20 protein-coding genes are annotated in these 25,666 nt (G+C 42.5%); 11 read left to right on the top strand and 9 right to left on the bottom strand.

What is annotated here, in order from left to right; translation table 11 throughout:
• The first annotated feature begins 2 nt into the window (after positions 1-2).
• The 10 genes from CJD36_RS12320 (at position 3) to CJD36_RS12275 (ending at position 16,180) form a co-directional block, all read left to right on the top strand.
• Complete coding sequence (locus CJD36_RS12320) at positions 3-1,199, top strand: acyltransferase family protein (protein ID WP_105039476.1); 1,197 nt, start codon at positions 3-5, stop codon at positions 1,197-1,199.
• Positions 1,196-2,065, top strand: a complete 870-nt coding sequence (locus tag CJD36_RS12315; RefSeq protein WP_105039475.1) for a class I SAM-dependent methyltransferase — start codon at positions 1,196-1,198, stop codon at positions 2,063-2,065. Before CJD36_RS12320 ends, CJD36_RS12315 begins: the two co-directional genes overlap by 4 nt.
• Positions 2,058-2,915, top strand: coding sequence for a glycosyltransferase family 2 protein (locus CJD36_RS12310; protein ID WP_105039474.1), 858 nt, complete (start codon positions 2,058-2,060; stop codon positions 2,913-2,915). The genes CJD36_RS12315 and CJD36_RS12310 overlap by 8 nt, the downstream gene beginning before the upstream one ends.
• 106 nt (positions 2,916-3,021) lie before the next feature.
• Entirely contained in the window at positions 3,022-3,543 is a 522-nt protein-coding gene (locus CJD36_RS12305; RefSeq protein WP_161499296.1) for a YfiR family protein, read from the top strand.
• 3 nt (positions 3,544-3,546) lie between these two features.
• Positions 3,547-5,631: a TonB-dependent receptor plug domain-containing protein gene (locus tag CJD36_RS12300; protein WP_105039472.1), complete on the top strand. Its 2,085-nt coding sequence runs from the start codon at positions 3,547-3,549 to the stop codon at positions 5,629-5,631.
• Positions 5,628-7,643 carry a sensor histidine kinase gene (locus tag CJD36_RS12295; RefSeq protein WP_105039471.1) on the top strand — a complete coding sequence of 672 codons (2,016 nt, stop codon included), beginning with the start codon at positions 5,628-5,630 and terminating at the stop codon, positions 7,641-7,643. Before CJD36_RS12300 ends, CJD36_RS12295 begins: the two co-directional genes overlap by 4 nt.
• On the top strand, positions 7,644-8,030 hold the full coding sequence (locus CJD36_RS12290; RefSeq protein ID WP_105039470.1) for a response regulator: 387 nt from the start codon (positions 7,644-7,646) through the stop codon (positions 8,028-8,030). It begins immediately after the preceding gene.
• A 116-nt stretch (positions 8,031-8,146) separates the two neighbouring features.
• Entirely contained in the window at positions 8,147-13,477 is a 5,331-nt protein-coding gene (locus CJD36_RS12285) for an ice-binding family protein (RefSeq protein WP_105039469.1), read from the top strand.
• Between the two features lie 83 nt (positions 13,478-13,560).
• Positions 13,561-15,378 (top strand): OmpA family protein, encoded by a 1,818-nt coding sequence (locus CJD36_RS12280; RefSeq protein ID WP_105039468.1) that lies wholly within the window; start codon positions 13,561-13,563, stop codon positions 15,376-15,378.
• A 292-nt stretch (positions 15,379-15,670) separates the two neighbouring features.
• On the top strand, positions 15,671-16,180 hold the full coding sequence (locus CJD36_RS12275) for a C40 family peptidase (RefSeq protein WP_161499295.1): 510 nt from the start codon (positions 15,671-15,673) through the stop codon (positions 16,178-16,180).
• A 251-nt stretch (positions 16,181-16,431) separates the two neighbouring features.
• Here the strand turns inward: CJD36_RS12275 and CJD36_RS12270 are convergent, their stop codons facing one another.
• Positions 16,432-17,040 (bottom strand): hypothetical protein, encoded by a 609-nt coding sequence (locus tag CJD36_RS12270; RefSeq protein WP_105039466.1) that lies wholly within the window; start codon positions 17,038-17,040, stop codon positions 16,432-16,434.
• 266 nt (positions 17,041-17,306) lie between these two features.
• Here CJD36_RS12270 and CJD36_RS12265 point away from each other — a divergent pair, with 266 nt between their 5' ends.
• Positions 17,307-17,498, top strand: coding sequence for a cold-shock protein (locus CJD36_RS12265; RefSeq protein WP_105039465.1), 192 nt, complete (start codon positions 17,307-17,309; stop codon positions 17,496-17,498).
• Positions 17,499-18,296: 798 nt separating this feature from the next.
• Here CJD36_RS12265 and CJD36_RS12260 read toward each other — a convergent pair.
• From CJD36_RS12260 to CJD36_RS12225, 8 genes are all read right to left on the bottom strand, one after another.
• Entirely contained in the window at positions 18,297-19,364 is a 1,068-nt protein-coding gene (locus CJD36_RS12260; RefSeq protein ID WP_105039464.1) for a fatty acid desaturase family protein, read from the bottom strand.
• A gap of 464 nt (positions 19,365-19,828) precedes the next feature.
• Positions 19,829-20,404: a PAS domain S-box protein gene (locus tag CJD36_RS12255; protein ID WP_105039463.1), complete on the bottom strand. Its 576-nt coding sequence runs from the start codon at positions 20,402-20,404 to the stop codon at positions 19,829-19,831.
• A gap of 16 nt (positions 20,405-20,420) precedes the next feature.
• On the bottom strand, positions 20,421-20,708 hold the full coding sequence (locus CJD36_RS12250; RefSeq protein WP_105039462.1) for a response regulator: 288 nt from the start codon (positions 20,706-20,708) through the stop codon (positions 20,421-20,423).
• Positions 20,705-21,133 (bottom strand): response regulator, encoded by a 429-nt coding sequence (locus tag CJD36_RS12245; protein ID WP_105039461.1) that lies wholly within the window; start codon positions 21,131-21,133, stop codon positions 20,705-20,707. The genes CJD36_RS12250 and CJD36_RS12245 overlap by 4 nt, the downstream gene beginning before the upstream one ends.
• A gap of 4 nt (positions 21,134-21,137) precedes the next feature.
• A complete protein-coding gene (locus tag CJD36_RS12240) occupies positions 21,138-22,946 on the bottom strand; it encodes a PAS domain S-box protein (protein ID WP_105039460.1) in 1,809 nt (602 codons plus the stop codon).
• Positions 22,947-23,196: 250 nt separating this feature from the next.
• Positions 23,197-23,499 carry a hypothetical protein gene (locus CJD36_RS12235; protein WP_133162623.1) on the bottom strand — a complete coding sequence of 101 codons (303 nt, stop codon included), beginning with the start codon at positions 23,497-23,499 and terminating at the stop codon, positions 23,197-23,199.
• A gap of 86 nt (positions 23,500-23,585) precedes the next feature.
• Positions 23,586-24,011 carry a response regulator gene (locus tag CJD36_RS12230; RefSeq protein ID WP_105039458.1) on the bottom strand — a complete coding sequence of 142 codons (426 nt, stop codon included), beginning with the start codon at positions 24,009-24,011 and terminating at the stop codon, positions 23,586-23,588.
• A 64-nt stretch (positions 24,012-24,075) separates the two neighbouring features.
• Positions 24,076-25,611 (bottom strand): sensor histidine kinase, encoded by a 1,536-nt coding sequence (locus CJD36_RS12225; protein WP_205685602.1) that lies wholly within the window; start codon positions 25,609-25,611, stop codon positions 24,076-24,078.
• Positions 25,612-25,666 lie beyond the last annotated feature (55 nt).

The raw sequence follows: 25,666 nt of genomic DNA, 5'->3' as shown, positions 1-25,666 counted from the left end.
CTATGTCTGCACATAAGATATCGCAACTGGAAGGAGTAAGGGCTATAGGGGCGCTGATAGTGTTTGTATGCCATTTCCAGATCATTATCGCTCCCGATTTTTACGACCATTTTTATAAATTTCTTTACCCTCATCTCGGGCATACCCGCACCAATTTTATAGTGCTGAGCAGCAACCTTATGATCAACGGCAACCTGGTGTTGCATTTGTTCTGGGCACTGAGCGCATATGTCATTTTCAAAAATTTCTTTCAGCACGGCGCTACCGGCAGCAAGCTGCTGGCTAGTAGTGCAAAACGCTATTTCAGGCTAATGCTGCCTTGCGCGGTATCTATATTTTTTAGTTATGCCATCTATAAGGGCGGCCTCATCTATGTGCGGAAAATAGGCGTGGAAACGCTGCAGCAAAATCTATACCTCATCCCGCCATCATTTTTCCATGCGCTGAAAACATCTGTTTGGAATACCCTGTTCAACTATGATTACTATGACAGCTATAATGGCCCGCTATGGACCATTCAGAGAGAATTTTACGGATCTATATTTTGCTTTGCTTTGTTTGGCCTCACCGGCCGCACCTATAGAAGAGGGCTTATATACCTCACAATATTTATTGTAGTAGGTATGCTTAAAATGTACTGGTTAAACAGCTTTTTGTTTGGCTATTATCTGTCAGATTATGACTTCACACCCACTAACAGCGAGCAGGTAAAAAAGATCATAAACAAGGTAAACGATTTCATTACCCGGCATCAATGGCTGATAGTGGGTATGGTACTGATTGTTTTCGGCATCTGCAAAATGATCATTTACAAGCGGCTGGGATGGATGGATATGGTCAATTCATTTTTATGCAGCCTGGTTATATTGGTAACCTTCAGGGTTGCGCCCATTACCAGGTTATTGGGGCACAAAGCTCTTACATTACTGGGCAAGGTATCATTTGGTATATATCTGCTGCACTGGCCCATTATGTGTTCATTTACATCCTGGCTATACCTGCGGCATACAGATCATTCCACCGGCTTTATCACCCTGCTCTTCTCGCTATCTCTTGCACTCACTTTACTGTTATCATGGCTGTTCTACAAGTTTGTAGACATGCCGAGTATAGCCCTGGCAGGCAATATAGGGAAGAAATTCAGTGATTATATTATTGTTGACAAAGATCCGGTGGCGGAACAAAACCAGATACTATGACGAATATTGAATCATGGACAGGAGAAAGGCTGGAAACCTTTGTTTATAACGAAAACACTAATGAGCACCTGCACAGGTATGCCCTGGCTATGCAGCTGGTGCGCGGCAAGCGGGTGTTGGATATTGCCTGCGGCGAAGGATACGGCAGCGCATTGATGGCTGGCATAGCCGCATCTGTTACGGGCGTGGATATTGATGCGGCTACCATAGCACGAGCCAAAGAGAAATACACGGGTAACAGTATAACATTTCTTACGGGGTCTGTTGATGCCATTCCCTGTGCTGATGCCAGCATAGATGTGATCATCAGCTTTGAGACCATTGAGCACCACAACAGGCACAAGGAGATGATGCAGGAAATAAAGCGGGTATTGGCGCCGGGCGGCATATTACTCATTTCCTCACCAGATAAGCTCAACTATAGCGAGAAACCGGGCTTCACCAACCCCTTTCATGTAAAGGAGTTGTACAGAGCCGAATTTGAAACGCTCATCAACACTTATTTCACCCATACCCTATTCATGGGGCAGCGGTCATTTTATGGATCTATGATAGCACCAATCACTTCTAACCAGCCTGCAGCAGCTTTATCTGTCTACAAGGGCTCTTATGAAGCTGTGTCCCGGCTGGAAATGGAGCCGGTATATATAATAGGTCTGGCGTCAGACGATACTTTACCCGAATTTAATGCTAGTGTGCTGGATGGTGCGGAGGTGTTGAAGATGCAATATGAAGCATTCAGGATAGAAGTAACAAAAGACGCGGTAGCCGTTATTACAAAGGAAATAAGAAGCTCCTTGTCTTTCAGGCTGGGGTACTTCATTTTATCGCCATTAAGACTAATCAAACATCTTCTTCATGGCTAACGTATCGGTGATCATACCCAACTATAATCATGAGCGATATCTTCATCAGCGGATAACGAGTATACTTACACAAACCTATGATGACATAGAGCTCATTATCCTCGACGACTGCTCTACCGACAACAGCAAGGCCATCATTGAGCAATTCAGGAACGACAGCAGGGTTACACATATTGTGTATAACAGCGTGAACAGCGGCAGCACATTTAAACAATGGGAAAAGGGCTTGCAACTGGCCATAGGTGACTGGGTGTGGATAGCGGAAAGTGATGACTACTGCGCCCCTACGTTTCTTGACACATTGCTTAAAGCAGCTAATACCTACGAAAATGTAGGCCTTGCTTTTTGCAGATCGCATTGGGTAAATGAAGCAGGAGTTGCCGGTGAAGAATTGGCTATTTATAAAACCACGTTCTTTAAAAAAGGCATTGACGTTGTCAAAGAGATGGCCATACACTGCACAGTGCAGAATGCCAGCTCAGCATTAATGAAACGTATACCTGCGCTTAACGCTATAAAAGGCCTGGGAAAATATAAGGCCTGCGGAGATTGGGTATTCTACACAAGGCTACTGCAGCATACCAACCTGGCGCATGTAGGCAAGCAGCTCAACTACTTCCGGTTCTACCATGCCAATATTTCCAGCAAAGCCAAAGAACGCCTTTGGATGACCGAAGGTGTAGATGTGCTGGTCAATATCAACTATAGGCTGGTGCCCTTTCGCCGGCATGAGTTCATAGACATTATGAGATACTGGAAATGGAAAGCGAGCACCCTCGGCTTCAGAGACAAAATGTCGGTGTGGGTAACGGTGCTATCATCTGCATGTAGCTACATCTTTAAAAAATAGAACCGCGCAAAAATGTTTCTAAATAAATCTTGCTGGTTATTAGATGTTTGTCGCTACTTCTGCTATTTTTGAATCTTTACATTAACAACGAGTTAACGAACAGATATTGAGCAAAATATACATTAAAGCACTTATTGTATTTTTTAGTTGCATATCAGCAGCCAGCTGTTATGGTCAGTCGTATGACCCCAAGGAAAACTCCGTTTACATTTATAATTTCATTAAGTATACTTCCTGGCCCCAAAAGAAAAGCGTTATTCACGTGGGCATTGTTGGCAACAGCCAGGTAGAGGAAGAACTGAAGCGCTTATTCTCTAAGAAAACGAGTAACGGCACTACATACACCGTTAAAAAGATCACAAGTGCCGAGGCAAAAACAGTAGATGTGGTAATTGTGGCCCAGCAGGCATCTGAGCAAATGAGATCTATTGAACAGCAAACGGCACGCACACCTGTACTCATTATTACAGAAAAAGAAAACATGGCCCGGCAGGGTGCATGTATCTCCTTCTTTATCGACGAAGAAAACGATTACAAGACCGGTTATCAATTAAGCATTAGAAATTGCAAGGCAAGGGGACTATCTGTTAATGAACAAATTCAAAACAATGCTGTCTTAACCAGGTAAACAATGAAAAGAATATTACTCACTTATATCTTCACGCTTCTGGCCATACTTAGCTATGGTCAGCATAAGCCTGTAGATATCATTAAAGATACCAGCGACCTATCTAACCTGTCTATTGAAGAGCTTTCAAAGATGAAGTCCCGCTATGCCGCTACCGATATGGAGAAAACCATTAGCCTGGCCATAGAAGCCGCATCGCGCAAACCCTTGACCATGCGCAAGTCTCCCTCTATTATATCTGTAATTACAGAAGAGGAAATAGAGCGCAGTGGCGCAAGAGACCTGATGGACATCATTGCTCTTATACCGGGAATGGAATTCAATGTAGATGTAGAAGGTGTTGTGGCATTATCATTCCGTGGGCTGTGGTCCAATGAGGGCAATATATCGTTGCAGATAAATGGCATGGAGGTAAATGAGATCGCCTATGCATCGCTGCAGTTTGGCAACCACTACCAGGTAAGCCAGATAAAGAAGATAGAAATAATAAGAGGGCCGGGATCGGCCATATACGGCGGTTGTGCGGAATATGCCGTGATCAACATTATCACTAAGAAAGGGGAAGACCTGAAGGGTGCTGCTATCAATACCAACATAGGTCAGACGGCCGAAACCTACTCCAGGCAAGAAATAGGACTCTCCGTAGGCGACAAAATAAAGGATCTTTCTTATTCCTTTTCGGGCATGGTGGCCAGAGCACAACGTAGTAATGGCACTTACACCGACGTGTATAACAATAGCTACAAGATGCCCGGCAATGCAGATCTGAAGGCGAATTATTTCAACATCGGAATGAAGTACAAAAACCTATCCGTTCAGTTTATCTACGACAACTACCAGACCACTAACCGCGATAATATACTGGGTATCATGAGCAGGCCATACTCAATGAATTTTCTTAGCGGTATGACGCAGGTGAAATACAATAAGCAATTGAATAAGAAACTGCAATTGCAGCTAAAACTGGATCATAAGTACTCCGAACCATGGACATTTACAGGACAGCCAGCACTCATAGATTCCGAGTACGGTTCCTACCGTTTGATAGCAAATACCTATAAAGCCAACATAGGCATATTGTGGGATCCACTATACTGGATGAATGTTAATTGCGGCATTGAGGGCTATAACGATCGTGGCCACCTCACTATGAATCAAGTGTTCAGAACGGATAGCACCAATGAGGTGAGCTACATGAATTATGCGCCCTTCACGCAGATATTGATGAAGACGCCTTATGCCAACATTACTGTAGGCGCCAGGTATGATATCAGTACTGCGTTCGGCAGTGCCTTTAATCCCAGGTTAGGCATTACTAAAAAAGTAGGTATTTTCAACTTCAAACTACTTTATGCTTCCTCTTTCCGTGCGCCCGCTATTGAGAGTATACAATATGGAGTGGATAATATGAAACTGAAACCGGAGCGCTCTAATACGCTTGAATTTGAAGCAAGTGTAAAAATGCGCAAAGACATGTACTTGTCCGTCAACTTTTTTGACATCACCACTACCGATGCTATACGCTACTTTGTAAAAACAGATTCCGTTATCACCGGCTTTCCTGATGGATACCGGAATAGTGACAAAAAGATAGGCAGTCAGGGTGTGGAGGTGGAATACAGGTACAAGTCGTCGTTCGGATTTATAAATCTCGCCTACTCTTACTATACGATAAGAAACAAGAGTGTTGATGATGCCAACATGGTGCCGGGTAATAAGAGTATGACGTTGGGCACTGCCCAGAATAAACTAACCGTTCTCGCCAGTATTAACGTGGGCAAAAAACTGTTCATCTCACCATCGGTCAATTTTATTGATAAACGTTTCGGTTATTCATCTGTAGATGCTAATGAGAATGGCATTCTCACGGAGTATAAACCTCAACTATTGCTCAATGCATATCTTGGGAGCAGCAACCTGGTGAAAAATTGCTCACTGGGCTTAGGGATTAGTAACATCACCAACGAGCGTATTATTTATCCACAAGCCTATAGTAGCTTACATGCACCGCTGCCCGGTATGGGCCGGGACCTTTATCTGAAAGTAAATTACAAACTACCATTTAACCAGAAGCAACAGGATCAATGACAAAAGGCATATCCAGGAAGTTAATTATTACTTACTTTATCATTATCGTGGCCACGGTATTGAGCGGTGGGTTTTGCCTGTATGTGCTGGGGGTAAACCTGCGTGCCAATGCCCGCATGAGAGATGAAACGCTTCCGTCTATGGAGCATATCAAAGAAATGAGGACCTTGATGCTGGAAGTAAAGAAGCTGTCTAACACATGGGTGTACATAGCCAATAATAAAGATCAGGAAAGGCTTAGAACGGCAATAAATACCGACTATACACAACTGGATAGCCAACTGCAGCAACAAGCACTGAGATGGACGAGCAAGCAAGATGCTAAGCAGTATACACAAATAGCTAATGAAAACAATAGAATTATTGATTCAGTAAAAAAGGTGATGGCTTTATTAAGCGCGCCTGAATCTTACGCAGATGACTCACTTGTGGATAGAGCTGCGGAGTTGAACACCGGCATCGGAAAATTGGTTAACGCCAATGACAAGCTATTGACCCGTCTTATTGAAACAAAAGAACAGCGCCTTGCGGAGGAACAGCAAATAGTGCGTAGCCTTTTAGACTCTTTGTACTTAGTGGTGCTATTCTCGATATTAACTGTGATCCTGTTTAGTTATATCTCACTTCGTTTTGCCAAAAAAAATATTGTTGATCCGTTGAGAACACTTAATAATACCATACTCAAAATAGCTGTTGGCGAAGTAGTAACGATTAACGAGATAAGCAGAGCAGACGAAATAGGACAAATGCACAATGCAGTAAGCAAGATGATAGGTGGCATTACTGAAAAAATGAACTTTGCCGAGCAGATAGGTAAAGGGAACTACGATGCAGACTTTAGATTACTCTCTGAAAACGACAAGTTAGGTATAGCATTGCTGACCATGAGGTCCGACCTGAAACGATCGAATGAAATCCTCATAGAGCAAGACAGGAGACTCTTAGATGCGCAGAAACTGGCGAGGATAGGCAACTACTTCTATAATATTGACACAGGCGAATTTCAAAGCTCTACTACACTAGATGACATACTGGGCATTGACAAGAGCTACCCTAAAACTAATGTAAAGTGGCAAGACCACATACTGCCGGAGTTTCATAACCTGGTGGCAGAAAAAGCTACAACAGCGATCAAAGAACGTTCAAAATTTTCGGCCAGTTATCGCATTAAACCCTACAAGGGCGGAAAAGAGTGCTGGGTTAATACAATTGGAGAGTATAACTACAATGAGCATGGCAGGGCCATTTCTATGTTTGGCACCATGCAGGACGTAACAGAAAGCAAAATGTTGGAAATAGAACTCAACAATTCCTATAAGATCGCCCGCGAGCAAAACAACCGTTTGCTCAACTTCTCCTATATAGTGTCGCACAACCTGAGGATGCATACGGTGAACATACAAGGGCTGCTGACGCTGCTGGATGATGCAGAGACTGAAGAGGAAAAAACTGAGTTCATGAACTTTCTGCGTGTTTCATCCAATCAGCTGGATGAGACGTTACATCAGTTGAACGAGGTAGTGGCTATGAAGAATTCGCTTAACGTAAGCATTACCCCTATCGCGTTACGGAAGTCTATAGATCATGCTATTGACTTGCTTAAAACAAACATAGACGACAAGAATGCTGTTATTCACAATAATGTGCCAGCTGACCTTATTGTGAACTATAACGCAGGTTATATGGATAGCATTTTATTGAACTTTCTCTCTAATGCAATAAAATATAGTCGCCCCGACAGGCAGCCAATTGTAAAGGTGAATTGCTTTAAAGAACACCCTGATGCAGAAAACAGTAAATGGATACTGAAGATAAGTGACAACGGACTGGGAATAGACCTGGAGAAGAACGCGGAGAAACTGTTTGGCATGTATAAGACCTTCCATGGTAATAAAGACGCCAAAGGCATAGGCTTATTTATGACCAAGTACCAGGTAGAAGCTATGGACGGAAGTATAGAAGTAGAAAGTAAAGTAGGAGAAGGAACCACATTTAAGATATCTATAAAATAAATGGCCAGGAAAATATTTGTTGTTGATGATGATTCAACATATCAATTGATACTAAAACACTCGATCAAAAAAGCTGATCCCGAAATTGTTATTGAGCCTTATAAGAACGGAGCGCTGGCCGCTGAAAAGCTTAAAAGCATAGTTAATACGCCTGAAGAATTACCTGCTGTGATTCTGCTGGACATCAATATGCCGGTGATGGACGGTTGGCAGTTTTTAGACAACTTCGACATTCTTGCACCCGAACTAGGCGACAAAATTGCTATTTATATGATCAGTTCATCTCTCGACCTAAGAGATAAAGACAAAGCGCTGAATAACCCCAATGTGAGAGATTATATGTGCAAACCACTCACAATTGAGCAATTGCAAACAATAGTAAATTAATTATCTGAGAATCAAATAATTATATAACAACGTAATAAATACAAAGTTGGCATGATGTTTACAATTTATATTCTTGCTTGTGGGAATTAATCCACTACGCACTAATATAATTTGTAATGAATAGATTTCTAAATGTACTAACGGCAGTCTTATGCTTCCTGATTCCCGGGGAGATGTTCGGACAAGCCCCCAGCCTCGGCACCGCAGCCGGCTTCGTCCTTTACTCCTCAGTTGGTGCGGTCACCAACACCGGCATTTCACACCTTACCGGCAATGTAGGCACAAACAGTGGCTCCAGTACTGGTTTCGGTAATGTAGATGGTGTCATGCACGACAATGATGTAGCGAGTGGAGCAGCCGGCGCAAGCCTGCTTATCGCGTATAATCAATTGGCTGCAGCCATTCCAACGTTTTTCCCGTCCTCATTATTAGGTAACAATGATACACTGCTACCGGGTGTTTACTCTATACCAAGTGCTGCTACACTTAATGGCAATTTGGTATTGAATGCGCAGGGAAACCCAAATGCAGTATTCATATTCCAGATCGATGGCTCTTTTGCTTCATCTGCAAATGCTAAGGTAAAGATCATCAATGGCGGTGTAGCCTGCAATGTATTCTGGAAGACGGAAGGCATGGTAGATCTAGGTGCCGGAACAACAATGATCGGTACTATTGTCGCACACAATTCGGCAATTAACCTTAATTCCCTTGACACACTGGAAGGCCGCGCATTAGCACTTAATGGCGCCATAACTCTTAACAGCTTACAAGCTGCAATGCCATTGGGTTGCGGAGCTGCAATTCTTACAGGGCCATTGGCACCTGCATTATTGTCTACTGCCAATTATGGTATATTCTCCGGTGTCGGACCGGTTACTAATACAGGTATCACTCATGTAATTGGTGATGTGGGTACTAACAGCGGACTTACAACAGGTTTCAATCCATTGTTCGTAACGGGGATGATTCACCCCGTTCCCGATGCTTCTACCGCTGCATGCGCAGCTGATCTGACCACGGTATATAATTTTTTAAACGTAACACCTACTGATATAGAGCTACTATATCCTGCACAATTCGGTAATGACCTGGTATTGACACCACATACTTACCTTATGGCCGCAGCAACGACATTTACAGGTAATCTATATCTTAATGCAGAAGGCAACAGTAATGCTGTATTTGTTATTAAGATCACAGGTGCCCTGTCAACAAGTACTTTTTCAAATGTGATACTGATCAATGGCGCAAAATCAAGCAACGTTTACTGGATGGTAGATGGTGCAGTTGACGTCAATGACAATTCGGTATTTAAGGGCAATATAATTGCCAATAATGGCGCTATCCACCTGAGAACAGGTACTACGTTGTTTGGCAGAGCGCTTACAACTAATGGTGCTGTAACTATAGATGCAATGGATGTATTTTCTGTATCACTACCAAATGCAGATACGATAACGGGACCTTCAAATGTATGTGTGGGATCATCAATCACATTAACCGATACTGCTTCAGGCGGTGTATGGAGTGCAACTAATGGCCATGCTACAGTACTAAATGGTGTGGTTACAGGTGTAACACCAGGCATAGATACTATTAACTATATAGTTACCAATACCGCAGGTTCAGACACAGCAATGCATATTGTTACCGTTACAGCCCAGCCAAATGCAGGTACTATATCGGGTGCTTCTACAGTTTGTGCAGGTAATGTTATTACTCTTACAGACGCTGCCGCCGGTGGTGTATGGAGTGCAACGAATACCCGTGCTACTGTAATAGGTGGTGTGGTAACAGGTGTTACTTCGGGTATTGATACTATAAGGTATACAGTAACCAACACATGTGGTGCAGATACTGCAACAAAGATCATTACAGTTAATCCCCAGCCTAATGCAGGTGCTATATCAGGTGCTTCTGCAGTTTGTGTAGGCAATGTTATTACATTGACAGACGCTGCCGTTGGTGGTGTATGGAGTGCAACTAACACACATGCGGCTGTAATAGGTGGTGTGGTAACAGGTGTTACTTCGGGAATTGATACAATCAGATATACAGTAACCAACACATGTGGTGCAGATACTGCTACTAAGATCGTTACAGTTAATCCACAGCCTAATGCAGGTGCTATATCAGGTGCTTCTACAGTTTGTGTAGGTAATGTTATTACCCTTACAGACGCTGCCGCCGGTGGTGTATGGAGTGCAACGAATGCTAACGCAACTGTAATAGGTGGTGTGGTAACAGGTGCTACTTCGGGTATTGATACAATAAGGTATACAGTAACCAACACATGTGGTGCAGATACTGCAACTAAGATCGTTACAGTTAATCCGCAGCCTAATGCAGGTGCTATAGCTGGTGCTTCTACAGTTTGTGTAGGCAATGTTATTACATTGACAGATGCTGCCGCTGGTGGTGTATGGAGTGCAACTAATACACATGCTGCTGTAATAGGTGGTGTGGTAACAGGTGTTACTTCAGGTATTGATACAATCAGGTATACAGTAACCAACACATGTGGCGCAGATACTGCAACTAAGATCGTTACAGTTAATCCACAGCCTAATGCAGGCACTATATCTGGCGCTTCTACAGTTTGTGTGGGTAATGTTATTACTCTTACAGACGCTGCCGCCGGTGGTGTATGGAGTGCAACGAATGCTAACGCAACTGTAATAGGTGGTGTGGTAACAGGTGCTACTTCGGGTATTGATACAATAAGGTATACAGTAACCAACACATGTGGTGCAGATACTGCAACAAAAATCGTTACAGTAAATCCACAGCCTAATGCAGGTGCTATATCAGGTGCTTCAACAGTTTGTGTAGGTAATGTTATTACCCTTACAGACGCTGCCGCCGGTGGTGTATGGAGTGCAACTAATACCCGTGCTACTGTAATAGGGGGTGTGGTAACAGGTGTTACTTCAGGTATTGATACAATCAGGTATACAGTTACTAATACATGTGGTGCAGATACTGCAACAAAAATCGTTACAGTAAATCCACAGCCTAATGCAGGTGCTATATCAGGTGCTTCAACAGTTTGTGTAGGTAATGTTATTACCCTTACAGACGCTGCCGCCGGTGGTGTATGGAGTGCAACGAATGCTAACGCAACTGTAATAGGTGGTGTGGTAACAGGTGCTACTTCGGGTATTGATACAATAAGGTATACAGTAACCAACACATGTGGTGCAGATACTGCAACTAAGATCGTTACAGTTAACCCGCAGCCTAATGCAGGTACTATATCTGGTACTTCTACAGTTTGTGTAGGTGATGCTGTTACGCTTACAGACGCTGCCGCTGGTGGTGTATGGAGTGCAACTAATAGTAATACTACTGTAACAGGTGGTGTGGTAACAGGTGTAACAACAGGTATTGATACAATAAGGTATACAGTTACTAATACATGTGGTGCAGATACTGCAACAAAGATCGTTACAGTTAATCCACAGCCAAATGCAGGTACTATATCTGGTACTTCTACAGTTTGTGTAGGTAATGCTATTACGCTTACAGACGCTGCCGCAGGCGGTGTGTGGAGTGCGACTAATACAAACGCTACGGTAACAGGTGGTGTGGTAACAGGTGTTACTTCGGGCATTGATACAATAAGATATATAGTTACTAATACTTGTGGATCTGACACGGCTACTAAATTGATCACGGTCAATACTGTACCTAGCGCAGGCACAATATCCGGCCCTTCAGCTGTATGTACAGGTACTACCATAGCATTAACTGATGCTACAACAGGTGGTGTATGGACTGCAACCAATGCCAATGCTACAGTAGCAGGTGGTGTGGTAACAGGTGTTACAACAGGTATTGATACAATAAGGTATACAGTAACTAATACTTGTGGTGCAGATACTGCAACGAAGATCGTTACAGTTAATCCACAGCCTAATGCAGGTACTATATCAGGCCTTTCAAATGTATGTGAAGGTGGGACTATTACGCTTACAGCTACTGTAACAGGCGGCAACTGGGGCAGAACGAATACAAACGCTACCGTTATTGGCGGTGTTGTAAACGGTGTAACGGCAGGTATAGATACGATAATGTATATGATCACCAATACTTGCGGCACAGATACAGCTTTCAAGATTGTTACCATTGATCCATTACCAGCCCTTACCAGCAGCACAACCCCACCCGCAATATGCGATAGCGCAATGTTTAGCTATACGCCATCAAGTACAGTATCGGGTACATTGTATGCATGGACAAGAGCAGTTGTATTTGGTATAGCAAATGGTGCCGGTTCAGGCGCAACTGCTATCAACGAACAACTGTATAATGTTACTGCTACAAACAAAACAGCTACTTACGCTTACACACTTACAGCTAATGGCTGTACGTCAGTAGAAAACGTAACGGTGGTTGTACATCCTACTCCTAAGCTGGCAGTACTTACAGACTCTGCATGTACCGGTGTTGCTTTTGCATACGCTCCGGTAGGCTTAACCGCAGGTTCTACATTTACATGGACACGTAATCCGGTAACAGGTGTTACGGGTGGTGCATCTTCAGGAATAGGTGGTATAAACGAAACGCTTACCAGCAGTCTTACAGCACCGGTTGTTGTCAACTATGCTTATACTACTACAGCTAATACATGTTCGTTTACCCAGAATGTTGCTATTACTTTGTTCCCATCTATTTCAGCACCGGCGATCACTACACAATCACCATCAGCTGCATGCACAGGTACAATGTATCAGAACTTCGGTACATCAACGCCTCCGCAATTAAACACTGAGTATAACTGGTCAGCAACTAATGCACAGGTATGGGCACAGGGTGCTAACAGTCAATATGCTATTGTGAGCTTTATACATCCGGGTAATGCTTATGTAACGCTTACAGCGGGTATAGCAGGAACTGCATGTTCAAGCCAGTCGACAGTAATGGTGACAGTAGGTACAGCTGTAGCTTCGGTTCCTACTGTTTCTTACTTCTACAATCACTTCGTATGTACACCAAGTGATGAGGCATCTTACCAGTGGGGTTATGATGACGCTACAACGCTTGATTCTACTATCCTTACAGGAGAAATCAATCAGGATTATGTATGTGTTACCCCTGATTATACAAACAAGTTCTACTGGATAATGACATCACGTGATGGTTGTAACCAGAAGACCTATTACAATGCACCTACTGCTGTGCAGAATGTAAATAATGAAGTTGTTGGAATCTCGGTTTATCCTAACCCTGCTAATGATCTCATAAATGTGGTCATCTCTTCCACAATTCACGATCAGGTACAGATAGACATAGTGAACATGTTGGGCCAGAAAGTAACTTCTGCTTTGGCCAATGACAACAAAGCTACAATTGATGTAGCACCACTTGCCGTAGGATCATATATGGTAGTGTGTTACAGAAATGGTATTAAAGTAGCCGGTTCAAGATTCATGAAAAACTAATAGGACTGATAAAGCAGGTCTTACAATATGGTAAGACCTGTCTTCATCACCTTCATCACACACAACAACTAATACAACAAAAAATGAAAAAAATATTATCTCTGCTGATAGCCGCCACAAGCGCAACGTCAGCAATAGCACAAACCAATACAGTGCATAGTCACGGCGATAGTGCGATGGGTCGCTGGGTTATAGATGTAAATCTGTTGGGTGGCATGGCTACTCAGGATCTTACAACAACAAGCAGCAGCACCAACTATCCCGGCGCACTGAACATGAATACCGGCAACCTGAAATATAAGAACGGGTATTCACTGGGTGCAGATGCCCAACTTGGGGTATTCTTTGGCAAAAAGAAACACTTCGGATTGGGAACGGGCATTATGTTCATGCAGCAATATGGCGACGCTATTCTCGACAATTATCATGCTGAATTCAGAGCGACTGACGCAGCAGGGAATGTTTTCAGACAGGTAGTGAATGGCAATGATGTTAGAGAGTCTATCAAGTCTACCAACATTAATATCCCATTGGTGCTGAAGTATAAGAACAGATTCTCCAAGCATTGGGGATTTACGGCAGATGCGGGCGCGCTTTTCAACCTGCAAATGATGCATGCGTATACCACACATGCATCATTTGACTATGAAGCGATATACAAATTTGTGCCTAATGAAACAGGCGGAATGACATCGGTCTATGACAATGCTGCTGTAGCCTCATCAAACGACTGGTTCATTACCAGGGCTGAGTTTTTAAGGAACAATCCTAATGGTAATGTGCAACAGTACTTTGACACTAAGCGTGCACTGGGTTACAGTGTAGGCAGTGGCATTAAGCCGGGCACCTCCAAAGGAAACTCATCTTACACAACAGGCTCTATTGGTCTATTGCTACAACCATCCATCAACTACTTCTTCTCTGATAAAGTAGCTATGAACCTGGGCGTATACTATATGTATCAGCCATTTAAAAATGATGCTCAAGCTGACTATAAGCTGACCACAGGCATGGCTAACTACAGCTCTGTTACCAACAGTGTATCTGAAAGTAAGAACCAGAATTATGGTGTGAATGTAGGTTTACGTTTCTTCATGGGTAAACAAGACAGAGATCATGATGGCATAAGCGATAAGAAGGATAAATGCCCTGATGTATATGGTCTGGCTAAATTCAATGGCTGTCCTGATACAGATGGCGATGGTATACCTGACAATGAGGATTCATGTGTGCTGATACCGGGAATAGCTAAATTCCACGGTTGCCCTGATACTGATGGTGATGGTATACCAGACAGGCTTGATGCTTGTCCGCTGGTGGCTGGTCCGATAGCGTTTAATGGCTGCCCCGACAGAGATGGTGACGGCATCATAGACAAAGACGACCAATGCCCTGATGTACCCGGAATATTGCTATATCATGGCTGCCCTGATACCGATGGTGATGGCGTAATTGACAAAGATGACAAGTGTCCTACAGTTGCAGGCCCAGCCAGCAACCAGGGATGCCCTGTGGAACCGGTAAAGGAAACTCACACAGAACCTGTGGAAGGCAACCTTGATGTGTCTACACCAATACTGTTTGATGTGAACATGACCACCTTCCCTGAGGAATCAACACCGCTGATCGAAAAGACTGCAACAGAGCTAAAGAGGAACAAAAACATGAGCCTGACCATTGATGGCCATGCTGATGCGACAGGTCCTGAGGCAGCAAATGTTTATTTATCTCTTGGAAGAGCCAACGCTGTAAAAGTACAGCTGACCAAAAGAGGTGTTAACGGTAAACGCATCAGAACAATCGGACACGGAAGTTCTGAACCAGCTGCTACCAATAAAACAACTGATGGCAAGCAGGAAAACAGGCGTGCTGTAATGACCATTACACCAGGCAGAAAATAAGCACAACTTTTTAATATACCCCTTAAGATCCACTCCTTTACAGGAGTGGATTTTTTGTTGTTGGGGGGGGGCTCGGTTTCATTATACCTTATCTAGTTTTAAAATACACCAGATGCAGTAACCACCTCCCCCTGAGCTTCGGCTGAAAAAGCCGAAACTCAGGGTACTCCTCCTTCAAAAGGAGGAGAGTGGTTGATGCACGAACAGTGCGAAACGAATGTCCATTTTTTATTATTTTAAAAGTTGCCACACATTGCCATTTTACTGGACTGATTTTTCTAGTGTGTTATGTATGCGATATTATCTCTCCATACTAGCAGTAGTGTTATTGTCTTGTGAGCCACGCCCGGTGCCGGTTAAACCAGCCCCTATTACTGATACAGTTATAGTGCAGCATGTTGACTCTACCCTGCCGCAGAAGGTTGTGGCGTTTGCACAGACATTAATAGGCACGCCTTATAACTACGCATGTTCCGCGCCATCAACAGGTTTTGACTGCTCAGGTTTCATCAATTATGTGTTCCATCACTTTAATATTGAGGTGCCGCGATCATCGGTTGATTTTACCAATGTGGGCACTGAGGTAGTACTTGAAAAAACACAGCCTGGTGACCTTATACTATTTACCGGTACCAATAGTAAAGTAAGATCAGTAGGGCATATAGGGTTGATCGTTTCTAACGACACATCGGGTATCAGTTTTATTCATTCGTCATCAGGTATTGAGCAATCTGTTATTATCACCCGCATTAACGATAGGTATATGAACAGGTTTGTGAAGGTGATAAGGTTGATGAAATGAGCAATTCTGCAGCGCCGCGCCCTGCCCTATCCAAAAATGAGGGGTCGAAGCACTGACAGCAGGCGCGTTTTATTTTTGCAAATAAAGGACCAGTATGGCTTTGTCTCCGAAAACAACTTCTCTGGAGACGCAATCCTTCGACAACCTCAGGATGACATTGCGTCCTCTATGTACGCCGCTTTTCACATTGAGCAGGAAGGATAAAACCGATGAACTTTCTGGTTCCGCCCTCGTTTAATCCGGAGATCTGCCTAAGCTGCAATATTCCGGGCTGCCTTAAGTACAAAAAATTCTTTTACTTTTTCGCGCATATCTGAGGCGGCAACATAAGCAATGACATCACGGGCATCTTCTATAAAATAGCGTTGTTCTAAGGGCAGGCAATATTGATAGAGGTTGTATTCCAACCAACGGGCGTTGACATATCGGCCATTGAATTTGATGGTTGTTTTGTCCGTGAGATTTGCAAAAATACCCTTGCCTAATTGATGTCCGTATTGCTCAAAATCGCGCTGAGTAACGGCTGTGCAGGTATTTTTCTGAACCTGTTGTCTGGTAGTTTGTAATGAATCACTTTCAGTTCCTTCCGGAGACGTCAATATTTTTTCAGGGGCTTTGGCCCATGAGGCTAGTGCTTCCACATCTCCCGGCTGGTGAAGGTGTTCTTTACGGGCTTTTATAGGCTGTTTAATAAGCCGTAGCAGGCAGGTGATCAGTTTGTGTTGCTGGTTAGCTTCCTGTGGCGTAGGGAATTGCTGGCCTTCAGGGCGGGTCTCTATGGCTGACTGAAAAGCAAGGATCTGGTTAGAGAGTTTCTGCGCGATGGCAGTGATAATGTCGGGACTAAGTGTAGCGGTCATGATGAGGTGTTTTTAGTGGTGTAAAATTAATTGCGACAAGACCACATAGCCAAAAAATGTGGATATCTTTTCCAGAACACAAGCCCATGGCGGAAAGTATTTTATTTTATTATTTGTTTTTGAGGTATTACCAGGTGATGAATGTATACCAAGGTGGACTAATTGTACCGGGATAAAAAGTATTTTTCAGGAAACAAAAAATATTAATTTTTTATATTATTTTTTAGTGTACCTTTGTGCTTTATTAATTATTTAAAGGTTTTCAAATGCAACAAGGTACAGTAAAGTTTTTCAACACTACCAAAGGTTTCGGATTCATTTCACCATCAACAGGTGGTCCGGACATTTTCGTTCACGTATCAGGTCTTACTGACGAGATCCGTGAGAACGACAGCGTAAGCTACGAGGTAGAAAATGGTCAAAAAGGTTTAAATGCAGTTAACGTAACACGTAACTAATATTTATAGTTTATTATCATTTTAAAAAAGCTGCTCTAACAAGAGCAGCTTTTTTTATGTGGTGTAGTGTGGATTATGTGTGTGAGGAAGCCTAAAGGCAGATTGCTCCACCAATAAATTGAATATAGGTGTGCGAGAGGCAAACCTTTTGCACCTAACGGCGCAATGACATTTTGTGACGGGTGTTACAAACGCCGTGCGTGAGCATCCGCGTTACAAACGCGGACGAGTAGGGCATATTGGGTTTACTATGATGGTTGTTACGCCCATACAGGGCTTTGTGTATCGTGCTCTATTTGACCGAGGGCTTCACCCTCGGCTGTTATGTTTCGCCGCTTCGGGGCTGTTTCATTAAGGTAAGTCATCAAATCGTGACTACTACCAATTTGGATTCAAAACGTCTATGATTCGATTGGGCGCGAACCTACGGCTCGCGTGTTGAAGGAGGATGTTCTTTGCTACAAACCTTTTGCACCTAACGGCGCAATGACATTTTATGACGGACATTACTAACGCCGTATCTGAGCATCCGCGTTACAAACGCGGACTAGCAGAGTCTACTATGAAGGTTGTTTCGCCCCTTCGTGGCTATGTGGTTGATGCCCTATTTAACCGAGGGCTTCAACCCCGGCTGTTATGTTTCGCCACTTCGGGGCTGTTTCATTAAGTTAAGGGTAGTTTGCCCAACCAGACATTCGACACCTTCGGCATGGCTTCCTTAAAACAATTAAGTCCATGTTGTTGCGCAGGGCAACTACATGGACTTAACTATTGTCATTTTATTATTAGTGGCTGAGATTATCTCTGGCCCATTTTCTTAAGATGCGATATGTGCGAGGCTATTGCAGTGGTCATCTTAGGATGCTCAAGGTAAGGTACGCCCATTTCTATACAGGTATTCTTAATGATCTTGCTGATCTGCGGGTAATGCGCATGAGAGATCTTGGGGAAGAGGTGATGCTCTACCTGGAAGTTAAGTCCGCCAACAAACCAGGTGATGATCTTATTGCCGGTAGCAAAGTTGGCAGTGGTTCTCAGCTGATGTACGGCCCACTCGTCTTCCATCTTATTGGTTGACTGTGCCGCTTCGGGAAAAGATGCTTCTTCTACTGTATGTGCCAATTGGAATACTATGCTCAAAATAACGCCGCTGGTGAAGGTATAAACAAGGAAGCCCACAAGCCATGGCATAAAACCACAGAGAATAATAGGCAACACCACATAAGTAGCCACATGAAGCGCTTTAAAACCCCAGAAAAACAGGTGGTCGGTCTTTTTTAACTTTTTCAGGGCCACACTGCCTACCATACCGCTGAAATATTTCTTATAGTCGGTAAAGAATACCCAGAAGAGGTATAAGAAGCCATATAAGACCCAGAAATAAATATGCTGATACTTGTGCAGCTTATAATGTTTTTGAGTGGGTGCTAAACGCAAAAATGGTTTTGCTTCAATATCATCATCTATACCATCGATGTTGGTATAAGTATGGTGGATGATATTGTGTTTGTTGTTCCACATAACGCTGCTGGCGCCCAACATATCGAGCGAAAGTGCAGCCATTCTGTTCACACCTTTATACTTGCTGAAGCTACCGTGAGCCCCATCGTGCATGACATTAAACCCAATGCCTGATGTGAAAAGGCCCAAAACCATACACTCAAGAATAGCCATCCAGGCTACAGGGGTAAAGAATACGAGGTGTGTATACACAAGTATCTGACCCGCAACAAGTATTATGGCTTTAAGATATAGATTAGAACTACCTGTGGGCTTTATATCCTGATTATGAAAGTAATCGTGAACGCGCTTTTTCAGTTCTGCATGAACCGATACTGAGGAATGAGCAAATTTTGGTGTTGACATTTAACTATTATTGTTACTTCAAAAACGGCCTAAAATAAGGCAAAATAAACGATTTTTTTAATTCTAACGCACTAACCAATCGCGATGAGATACGAAATCCCGTGAAACTGCATTAGTAAAGGTGTAAGATACGTCAATATCCTAATTTTTGTTCACGAGTGAAGGATACTTTAACGGTAATTCACAAGTATCATTTGGAATTTGACATCCTCATGATACAAACTGACATCCCAACTTTTGTCTGTTATATACAACGTTTTATGTGGTACGTGTAAACGTAGATAAGCATTCATTGCTATTCCTTTCCAGCTATCTCTTCCCTTACGATATTGTGTCAATTAACTAACAGTATTTGTTTTACTACTAATATCACGTATGATCGCATCTACTTCACCAGCCGAAGAAAGAATACACGATAGAATATCCTCCTTCACAATTTCCTGCGGATTCATATCAGCAGCAATCTAAACTAATCCCATTAACCTGGCCAATGGCGCACGCACGACATGCGATTGCAACCAGGCAATCTCCTTTAACTTTTCATTTTGCAATTGGATGGATTTGAGATTGTTGACATTGTCAGTAACATCCCTTGCAATAACAATTGTAGCATGCCTACCCTTAAACTGAATAAATGAAATCTGTATCTCTACGCTTATCAATGTACCATCCTTTATTTTATGCGTAACAACATTGTTTGCCCTAACACCAGCTGCTCTATTAACCTCTTCTATATCAGCTTCCAATTGTGGTATATCGCCGGGTTCACGAATATCTCTTAAAGACATAGAAAGAAATTCTTCCCGACTATAACCATAATTTTTTACGGTAGCCGCATTGATGTCCAAAAATTCGAGTGTCTTAAGATCTACTACCCACATTGGTAGCGGACTAAGATCAAAGAGATCGTTGTATCGTTTCTCGGACAAACGTAAGTCAACTGCAGCTGCTACCCGTTCAGAACTGTAAACAATACTCTTGTATAGGGAAAGTGAAGTCAATTCATCTTTAAGCAGATAATCAGCAATGCCCAGCGACATTGTTTTAACACTAAAATCAAAATCGGCATAACCTGTGAGTACAATAATGGGGGATACCAGTACTAAGGCTCAGCATGTCGGTGATCAGTGGTATACCTGTTTTATCGGGCAATGTGAGATCGAGCAGAATAACCTCTATCTGATCAGCCCTTTCACTCAAAATCTTAGTAGCGTTTTTATAGCTTTGCGCACCTAAGATGACAGGAGTGGCAAAATGAGCCCGAAGATATTCTTCGATCAGAACGAAGTCGCCGGGATTATCTTCTACAACTAATACATTGCAACTACTGAAATTTTCTTTCATATTGACGGGGTTGGAATTGAAACAATATTAATCCAGAAGTCTTCTATTTTAGCTACCGCAGCCATAAATTCAGCAACGTCTATGGGCTTAGTGATAAAACAATTGGCATAGCTGTTGTAAGACGATATTATGTCTCGTTCGGCAGAAGACGTTGTGAGCATGATAACCGGGATACGCTTATAATGTTCACTGGTTTTAATGAACTGTAATACCTCATGCCCATTTTTTTTAGGGAGATTGACATCGAGCAATACCAAATCAGGCCATTGGGAAGTATCTCTGAGATCGTCGAAATAATTTATTGCAGCTTTTCCGTCTCTTACTACAGAGATCCTATTTATTATTTTGCTTTCCTGCAGCGCTTCGGTTGTCAAGACAATATCGCCTTCATTATCCTCCACAAGTAAAATATGTATTGGCTTCATACGCTTATTTTTTTAAAATGGTGAAGTAAAATGTACTACCTACCCCCTCTTGTGAAGTAACCCAGATATTACCTCCTAAATTTTCAACAATTTTCTTAGCTATAGCCAATCCCATTCCTGTGCCGCTATATTCTTCTTTTTGATGTAGTCGTTGAAAAATGATAAAGATCTTATCAAAATACTCTTCGCTGATACCTATACCATTGTCGGCAACTGAGAATTGCCAGAAAGCCCCTACATCGGTTGCAGATATTGTGATGGAAGGCGGGAAAGGTGGTCTGAAATATTTGAGCCCATTGCCAATCAGGTTTTGTAATACCTGGCGCATTGGAGACCTGGCGCAATGCAAGACAGGTAAATTGTATGTAGTGATAAAAGCAGCAGTTTCATCTACCTGTTTTTTGTAAAGCACGCAGATGTCTTTTACCAAACCCTCCATATCTATGTCTTCTGCTTTATCTTCATGTCTGCCGACCCTTGAAAATTCGAGGAGATCCAGAATTATTTGCCTCATTCTTTTAGCACCATCAACAGCAAAGTAGATGTACCTCTTTCCTGCCTCATCTATGACATCGCTATATTTCTTTTCAAGCTGCACAAGAAAGCTGGTAACCATCCTAAGCGGTTCTTGCAAATCATGCGAAGCGACATAGGCAAATTGTTCCAGCTCAGCATTCGATATCTCCAATTCCTTCTTTTGCCGGCTTAAATGGTCATTAAACAACTTCAATTTTATCTCAGCATTTTTTCTATCGTTGATATCTTTAAAATAAACAGACAACCCATCAGGCGAGGGATAAGCACTTATCTCATACCAGGTATCAAGTGGTTTATAATATTCCTCAAAATGCACGGGCATGTTGGTATCCAGGGCTTTGGTATAGTTGATGTATGACTTTGAACCTCTGCTATCAGCAAAAACATCCCATAAACCATAACCAACAATATTTTCTTTGGGAGTGCCTAATATTTTCTCTGCAACATTATTCCAATAAGTGACTACCCAGTTCCTCTCCACCGCGAAGAATGCATCACCAATACTTTCGAGTATGGTATTTCTTTCATTCAGGATTTTATCGGCCGCAACCTGGGCATTCTTTCTTGCATCGATATCCTGAAAGCTGCCATATACACCTGTATAGACACCTTCTTCAGATTTACGGTCACCTACTACTCTAACCCATTTCTTATTGCCTTTGGCGGTAATGATCGGAATTTCTATATCGAACTGTATGCCTGATTCTATTGTCTGGGAAATTTTCTGAGAGATCAAGTCTCTATCAACACCGACTGCATAAAACAAAATTGCACTAATACCATCGGGCTGATAGTCGACAGGTACTTCGTGAATTTCTTTTGTTATTGAAGACCAATATACAGCACCGCTTACAAAATCGATTTCCCAGCCGCCCACTCGAGCTAATTGGTTGACGTTGTGCAAAAGCGCCTGTAGCGCTATTTTAGACGCACCGATTATTACACCATCATCGTTCTTAATTGGTGACACTGTGAGGGAAATATGTACCCGGGAACCATTTTTACGAAGGCGCTCTGTCTCAAAGTGTTTTACATTTTCTCCTGCTTTTATCTTTGTAATAATCAACTGTTCTTCACTGATTCTTTCGGGCGGAATAATCATAGAAATATGTTGCCCGATAACCTCCTCGTATGTATAACCAAACAACATTTCGGCAGCTCTATTCCAGCTGTTTATCAGACCATCTAAGCTTTTGCTGATAATTGCATCATCGGAATAATTTATTATAGACTCGAAGAGCGCTTTTTGTTCGCCAGAATGGTGGGTGGTTTTCATACTGCGGTTTTAAGACAATCAAAATATCAGGGAGAAGCAAATCCACTAATGCATACAAAGTACCAAAAATTATAGTAGTTAAAATAATAAGTGCAGGTAATTTATTTTTCGTTTAAGAAGTAAGTAAAAAAGTGAAACAAACAACACAGAGATAAAAGGCATGACAAAAGAAAGAGCCTCGGAATAAATTCCGAGGCTCTTTCTTTTGCAATATTGGCACGAAGAATACAGTGTATTTCCCGAATAATAGTTAATCTTCCTTTACTGTAGTGGTGGTGGTAGTGGTTCTGGAAACCTCTCTGTTAGATACATTTCCTTTGCCGCTCTTTGCTGCCATAATAATGATGAGCAATAGTATTACTGCACCTACCACCCATACTATCGGGTTCATATACCATGCGGCAGGATCAGTGCCTGTGACGGTTGTTGATGAATGGGTAGAGCTGCTTTGTGCAGCGCTGCCAGCTTCCTGGGCTATACTATAACCGGTGGTAAGCAGAAATGCACACAACAGGAATAGTCTATGGCTGGTGGATCGAATAATTGATTTCATGAGTCTGGTGTTTTGATTACCAGAATTGCATTAAAAATGATGCCATGTGCCTATTTGTGCCTACACCTTTGCCACAGCAAGTACTATTACATATACATGCCGGGAGCATAGCTGAATTTCCAATATTCAATTATAGTTTTCAATATAGCCATCAGTTCAACGGGGTCAATGGGCTTTTTGAAATAACCCTGTATACCCATAGTGTAGGCATCATCAATGTAGTTTTTAGCTACCGTTGTAGAGAACAAAATATAGGGTACACACTTTATATTGATTGCCTGGTTCTCTTTTACTCTGGCCCTTAATTCTATACCATTGATCTTAGGCATATTGAGATCGGATATGATGAGGAAAGGGACTTTTTTCATCTGCATGAGGTACTCAATAGCTTCTTCACCATCATTTAAAAAAACGAGTTCATTCAAATAATTCAACTTTATGAAAATCTCCTGTAAAAATTTCTGGTCATCTATGTCATCCTCAATTATGAGAATAGGTGCGTTCTTGTTCACTGTATGTAATTGTGTTTAATTAATTTATGTGATTATGGTTGTATTGCGATTCGGCTGTATGATCTTAATGGACCGGGATATAAATATCGAATGTTGCGCCTTTGTTCAACTCACCTTTGGCAGTAATAGTGCCGTTGTGATTTTCGACTATCTTCTTGACAATGGCCAGCCCTATGCCCGTACCCGCGTATACTTCTTTACTATGCAATTTCTGAAACACCTCAAATATACGCTCGCTGAATTCAGGTTCAAAGCCTATACCGTTGTCTTTGACCTTAATGTGGCAATAGGGCTTTTCGGCAGATAGCTTGCTATTGGGTAAGTCACCACCCTTAATAATGTTGCTGGTAATGACAATGTGAGCCGGAATACCTGTACGAGAGAATTTGAGCGCATTGCTGATGAGATTATACATGAGTTGGCGGAACTGAAAGGGAATAACATCGACAGGGCAAAGATCAATGCCTTCTATGATAGCCTGCTTTTCCAGAACAGTATCCTTAAGATCGGAATTGATCTCTTCAATAATTACACCGAGGTCGGTGGGTTCAAACTTATGATCGGTAGTGCTGATGCGGGAAAAGGCCAGCAGGTCTTCTATAAGTTGCTGCATTCTGCCGGCAGCCAATTGCATCCTTCCGAAATTGTACTTTCCATTCTCCGAAAGATTCTCGCTTTCATTCTGGAGAATGATGGTAACGAAGGTTTGAATTTTGCGTAATGGCTCCTGTAGATCGTGACTGGAGACGTAGGTAAAAGCCAGCAATTCTTTATTGGCAATAAAGAGCTCTGCGGCTCTCTTCTCCTTTTCTTCATTCTGAAAAGCAAGTTCCTTATTGGCGATGATGAGCTCCGCTGCGCGTTTTTCTTTTTCCTGGTTCTGAAAAGCAAGCTCTTCATTGGCAATGATAAGGGCTGCGGCAAGCTTTTCGTTATCGCTATTTTGAAAAGCCAACTCTTTGTTGGCAATGATGAGTTCTGCGGCACGCTTTTCTTTTTCTTCGGCACGCTTCTCTTTCTCTTCATTCTGGAAAGCCAGTTCTTTATTAGCTATGATGAGCTCTGCAGCGCGTTTCTCCTTCTCTTCATTCTGGAATATTAGTTCTTTGTTGGCAATAATCAACTCTGCGGCACGCTTCTCCTTCTCTTCATTTTGAAAGACCAATTCTTTATTGGCTATGATGAGTTCTGCTGCTCGCTTCTCCTTTTCTTCATTCTGGAAAGCCAGTTCTTTATTGGCTATAATGAGTTCTGCAGCACGCTTCTCTTTCTCCTCATTCTGGAATATTAGTTCTTTGTTGGCTATGCTTAATTCTGCGGCACGCTTCTCTTTTTCACCATTCTGAAAAAGCAGCTCTTTATTAGCAATGATAAGTTCCCCGGCACGTTTTTCTTTCTCCTCGTTCTGAAATAGCAGTTCTTTATTGGCTACGCTGAGCTCTTCGGCACGCTTCTCTTTTTCTTCATTCTGAAAGGCTAATTCTATGTTGGCGATGCCCAGTTCTGCGGCACGCTTTTCTTTCTCCACATGTTGAAAAGCCAATTCTTTATTGGCTTCAATAAGCTCATCGGATTTGAGCATGTACATATCGTTTTTCATTAGTACCGTTTGTATGTTAGAACATTTATCGCCACCCTACCTTTTGCGATGCGTA

The organism is Flavipsychrobacter stenotrophus (genome assembly GCF_002954265.1).
Classification (GTDB): domain Bacteria; phylum Bacteroidota; class Bacteroidia; order Chitinophagales; family Chitinophagaceae; genus Flavipsychrobacter; species Flavipsychrobacter stenotrophus.
The sequence above is the reverse complement of the archived record's forward strand: the minus strand, read 5'-3'. Positions and strand labels throughout refer to the sequence as shown.

What these genes read in the sequence shown, in the direction of transcription:
- CJD36_RS12320 (WP_105039476.1), top strand. Translation starts at nt 3, where the DNA reads ATGTCTGCACATAAGATATCGCAACTGGAAGGAGTAAGGGCTATAGGG.
- CJD36_RS12315 (WP_105039475.1), top strand. Translation starts at nt 1,196, where the DNA reads ATGACGAATATTGAATCATGGACAGGAGAAAGGCTGGAAACCTTTGTT.
- CJD36_RS12310 (WP_105039474.1), top strand. Translation starts at nt 2,058, where the DNA reads ATGGCTAACGTATCGGTGATCATACCCAACTATAATCATGAGCGATAT.
- CJD36_RS12300 (WP_105039472.1), top strand. Translation starts at nt 3,547, where the DNA reads ATGAAAAGAATATTACTCACTTATATCTTCACGCTTCTGGCCATACTT.
- CJD36_RS12295 (WP_105039471.1), top strand. Translation starts at nt 5,628, where the DNA reads ATGACAAAAGGCATATCCAGGAAGTTAATTATTACTTACTTTATCATT.
- CJD36_RS12290 (WP_105039470.1), top strand. Translation starts at nt 7,644, where the DNA reads ATGGCCAGGAAAATATTTGTTGTTGATGATGATTCAACATATCAATTG.
- CJD36_RS12285 (WP_105039469.1), top strand. Translation starts at nt 8,147, where the DNA reads ATGAATAGATTTCTAAATGTACTAACGGCAGTCTTATGCTTCCTGATT.
- CJD36_RS12280 (WP_105039468.1), top strand. Translation starts at nt 13,561, where the DNA reads ATGAAAAAAATATTATCTCTGCTGATAGCCGCCACAAGCGCAACGTCA.
- CJD36_RS12275 (WP_161499295.1), top strand. Translation starts at nt 15,671, where the DNA reads ATGCGATATTATCTCTCCATACTAGCAGTAGTGTTATTGTCTTGTGAG.
- CJD36_RS12270 (WP_105039466.1), bottom strand. Translation starts at nt 17,040, where the DNA reads ATGACCGCTACACTTAGTCCCGACATTATCACTGCCATCGCGCAGAAA.
- CJD36_RS12265 (WP_105039465.1), top strand. Translation starts at nt 17,307, where the DNA reads ATGCAACAAGGTACAGTAAAGTTTTTCAACACTACCAAAGGTTTCGGA.
- CJD36_RS12260 (WP_105039464.1), bottom strand. Translation starts at nt 19,364, where the DNA reads ATGTCAACACCAAAATTTGCTCATTCCTCAGTATCGGTTCATGCAGAA.
- CJD36_RS12255 (WP_105039463.1), bottom strand. Translation starts at nt 20,404, where the DNA reads ATGTCGCTGGGCATTGCTGATTATCTGCTTAAAGATGAATTGACTTCA.
- CJD36_RS12250 (WP_105039462.1), bottom strand. Translation starts at nt 20,708, where the DNA reads ATGAAAGAAAATTTCAGTAGTTGCAATGTATTAGTTGTAGAAGATAAT.
- CJD36_RS12245 (WP_105039461.1), bottom strand. Translation starts at nt 21,133, where the DNA reads ATGAAGCCAATACATATTTTACTTGTGGAGGATAATGAAGGCGATATT.
- CJD36_RS12240 (WP_105039460.1), bottom strand. Translation starts at nt 22,946, where the DNA reads ATGAAAACCACCCACCATTCTGGCGAACAAAAAGCGCTCTTCGAGTCT.
- CJD36_RS12235 (WP_133162623.1), bottom strand. Translation starts at nt 23,499, where the DNA reads ATGAAATCAATTATTCGATCCACCAGCCATAGACTATTCCTGTTGTGT.
- CJD36_RS12225 (WP_205685602.1), bottom strand. Translation starts at nt 25,611, where the DNA reads ATGAAAAACGATATGTACATGCTCAAATCCGATGAGCTTATTGAAGCC.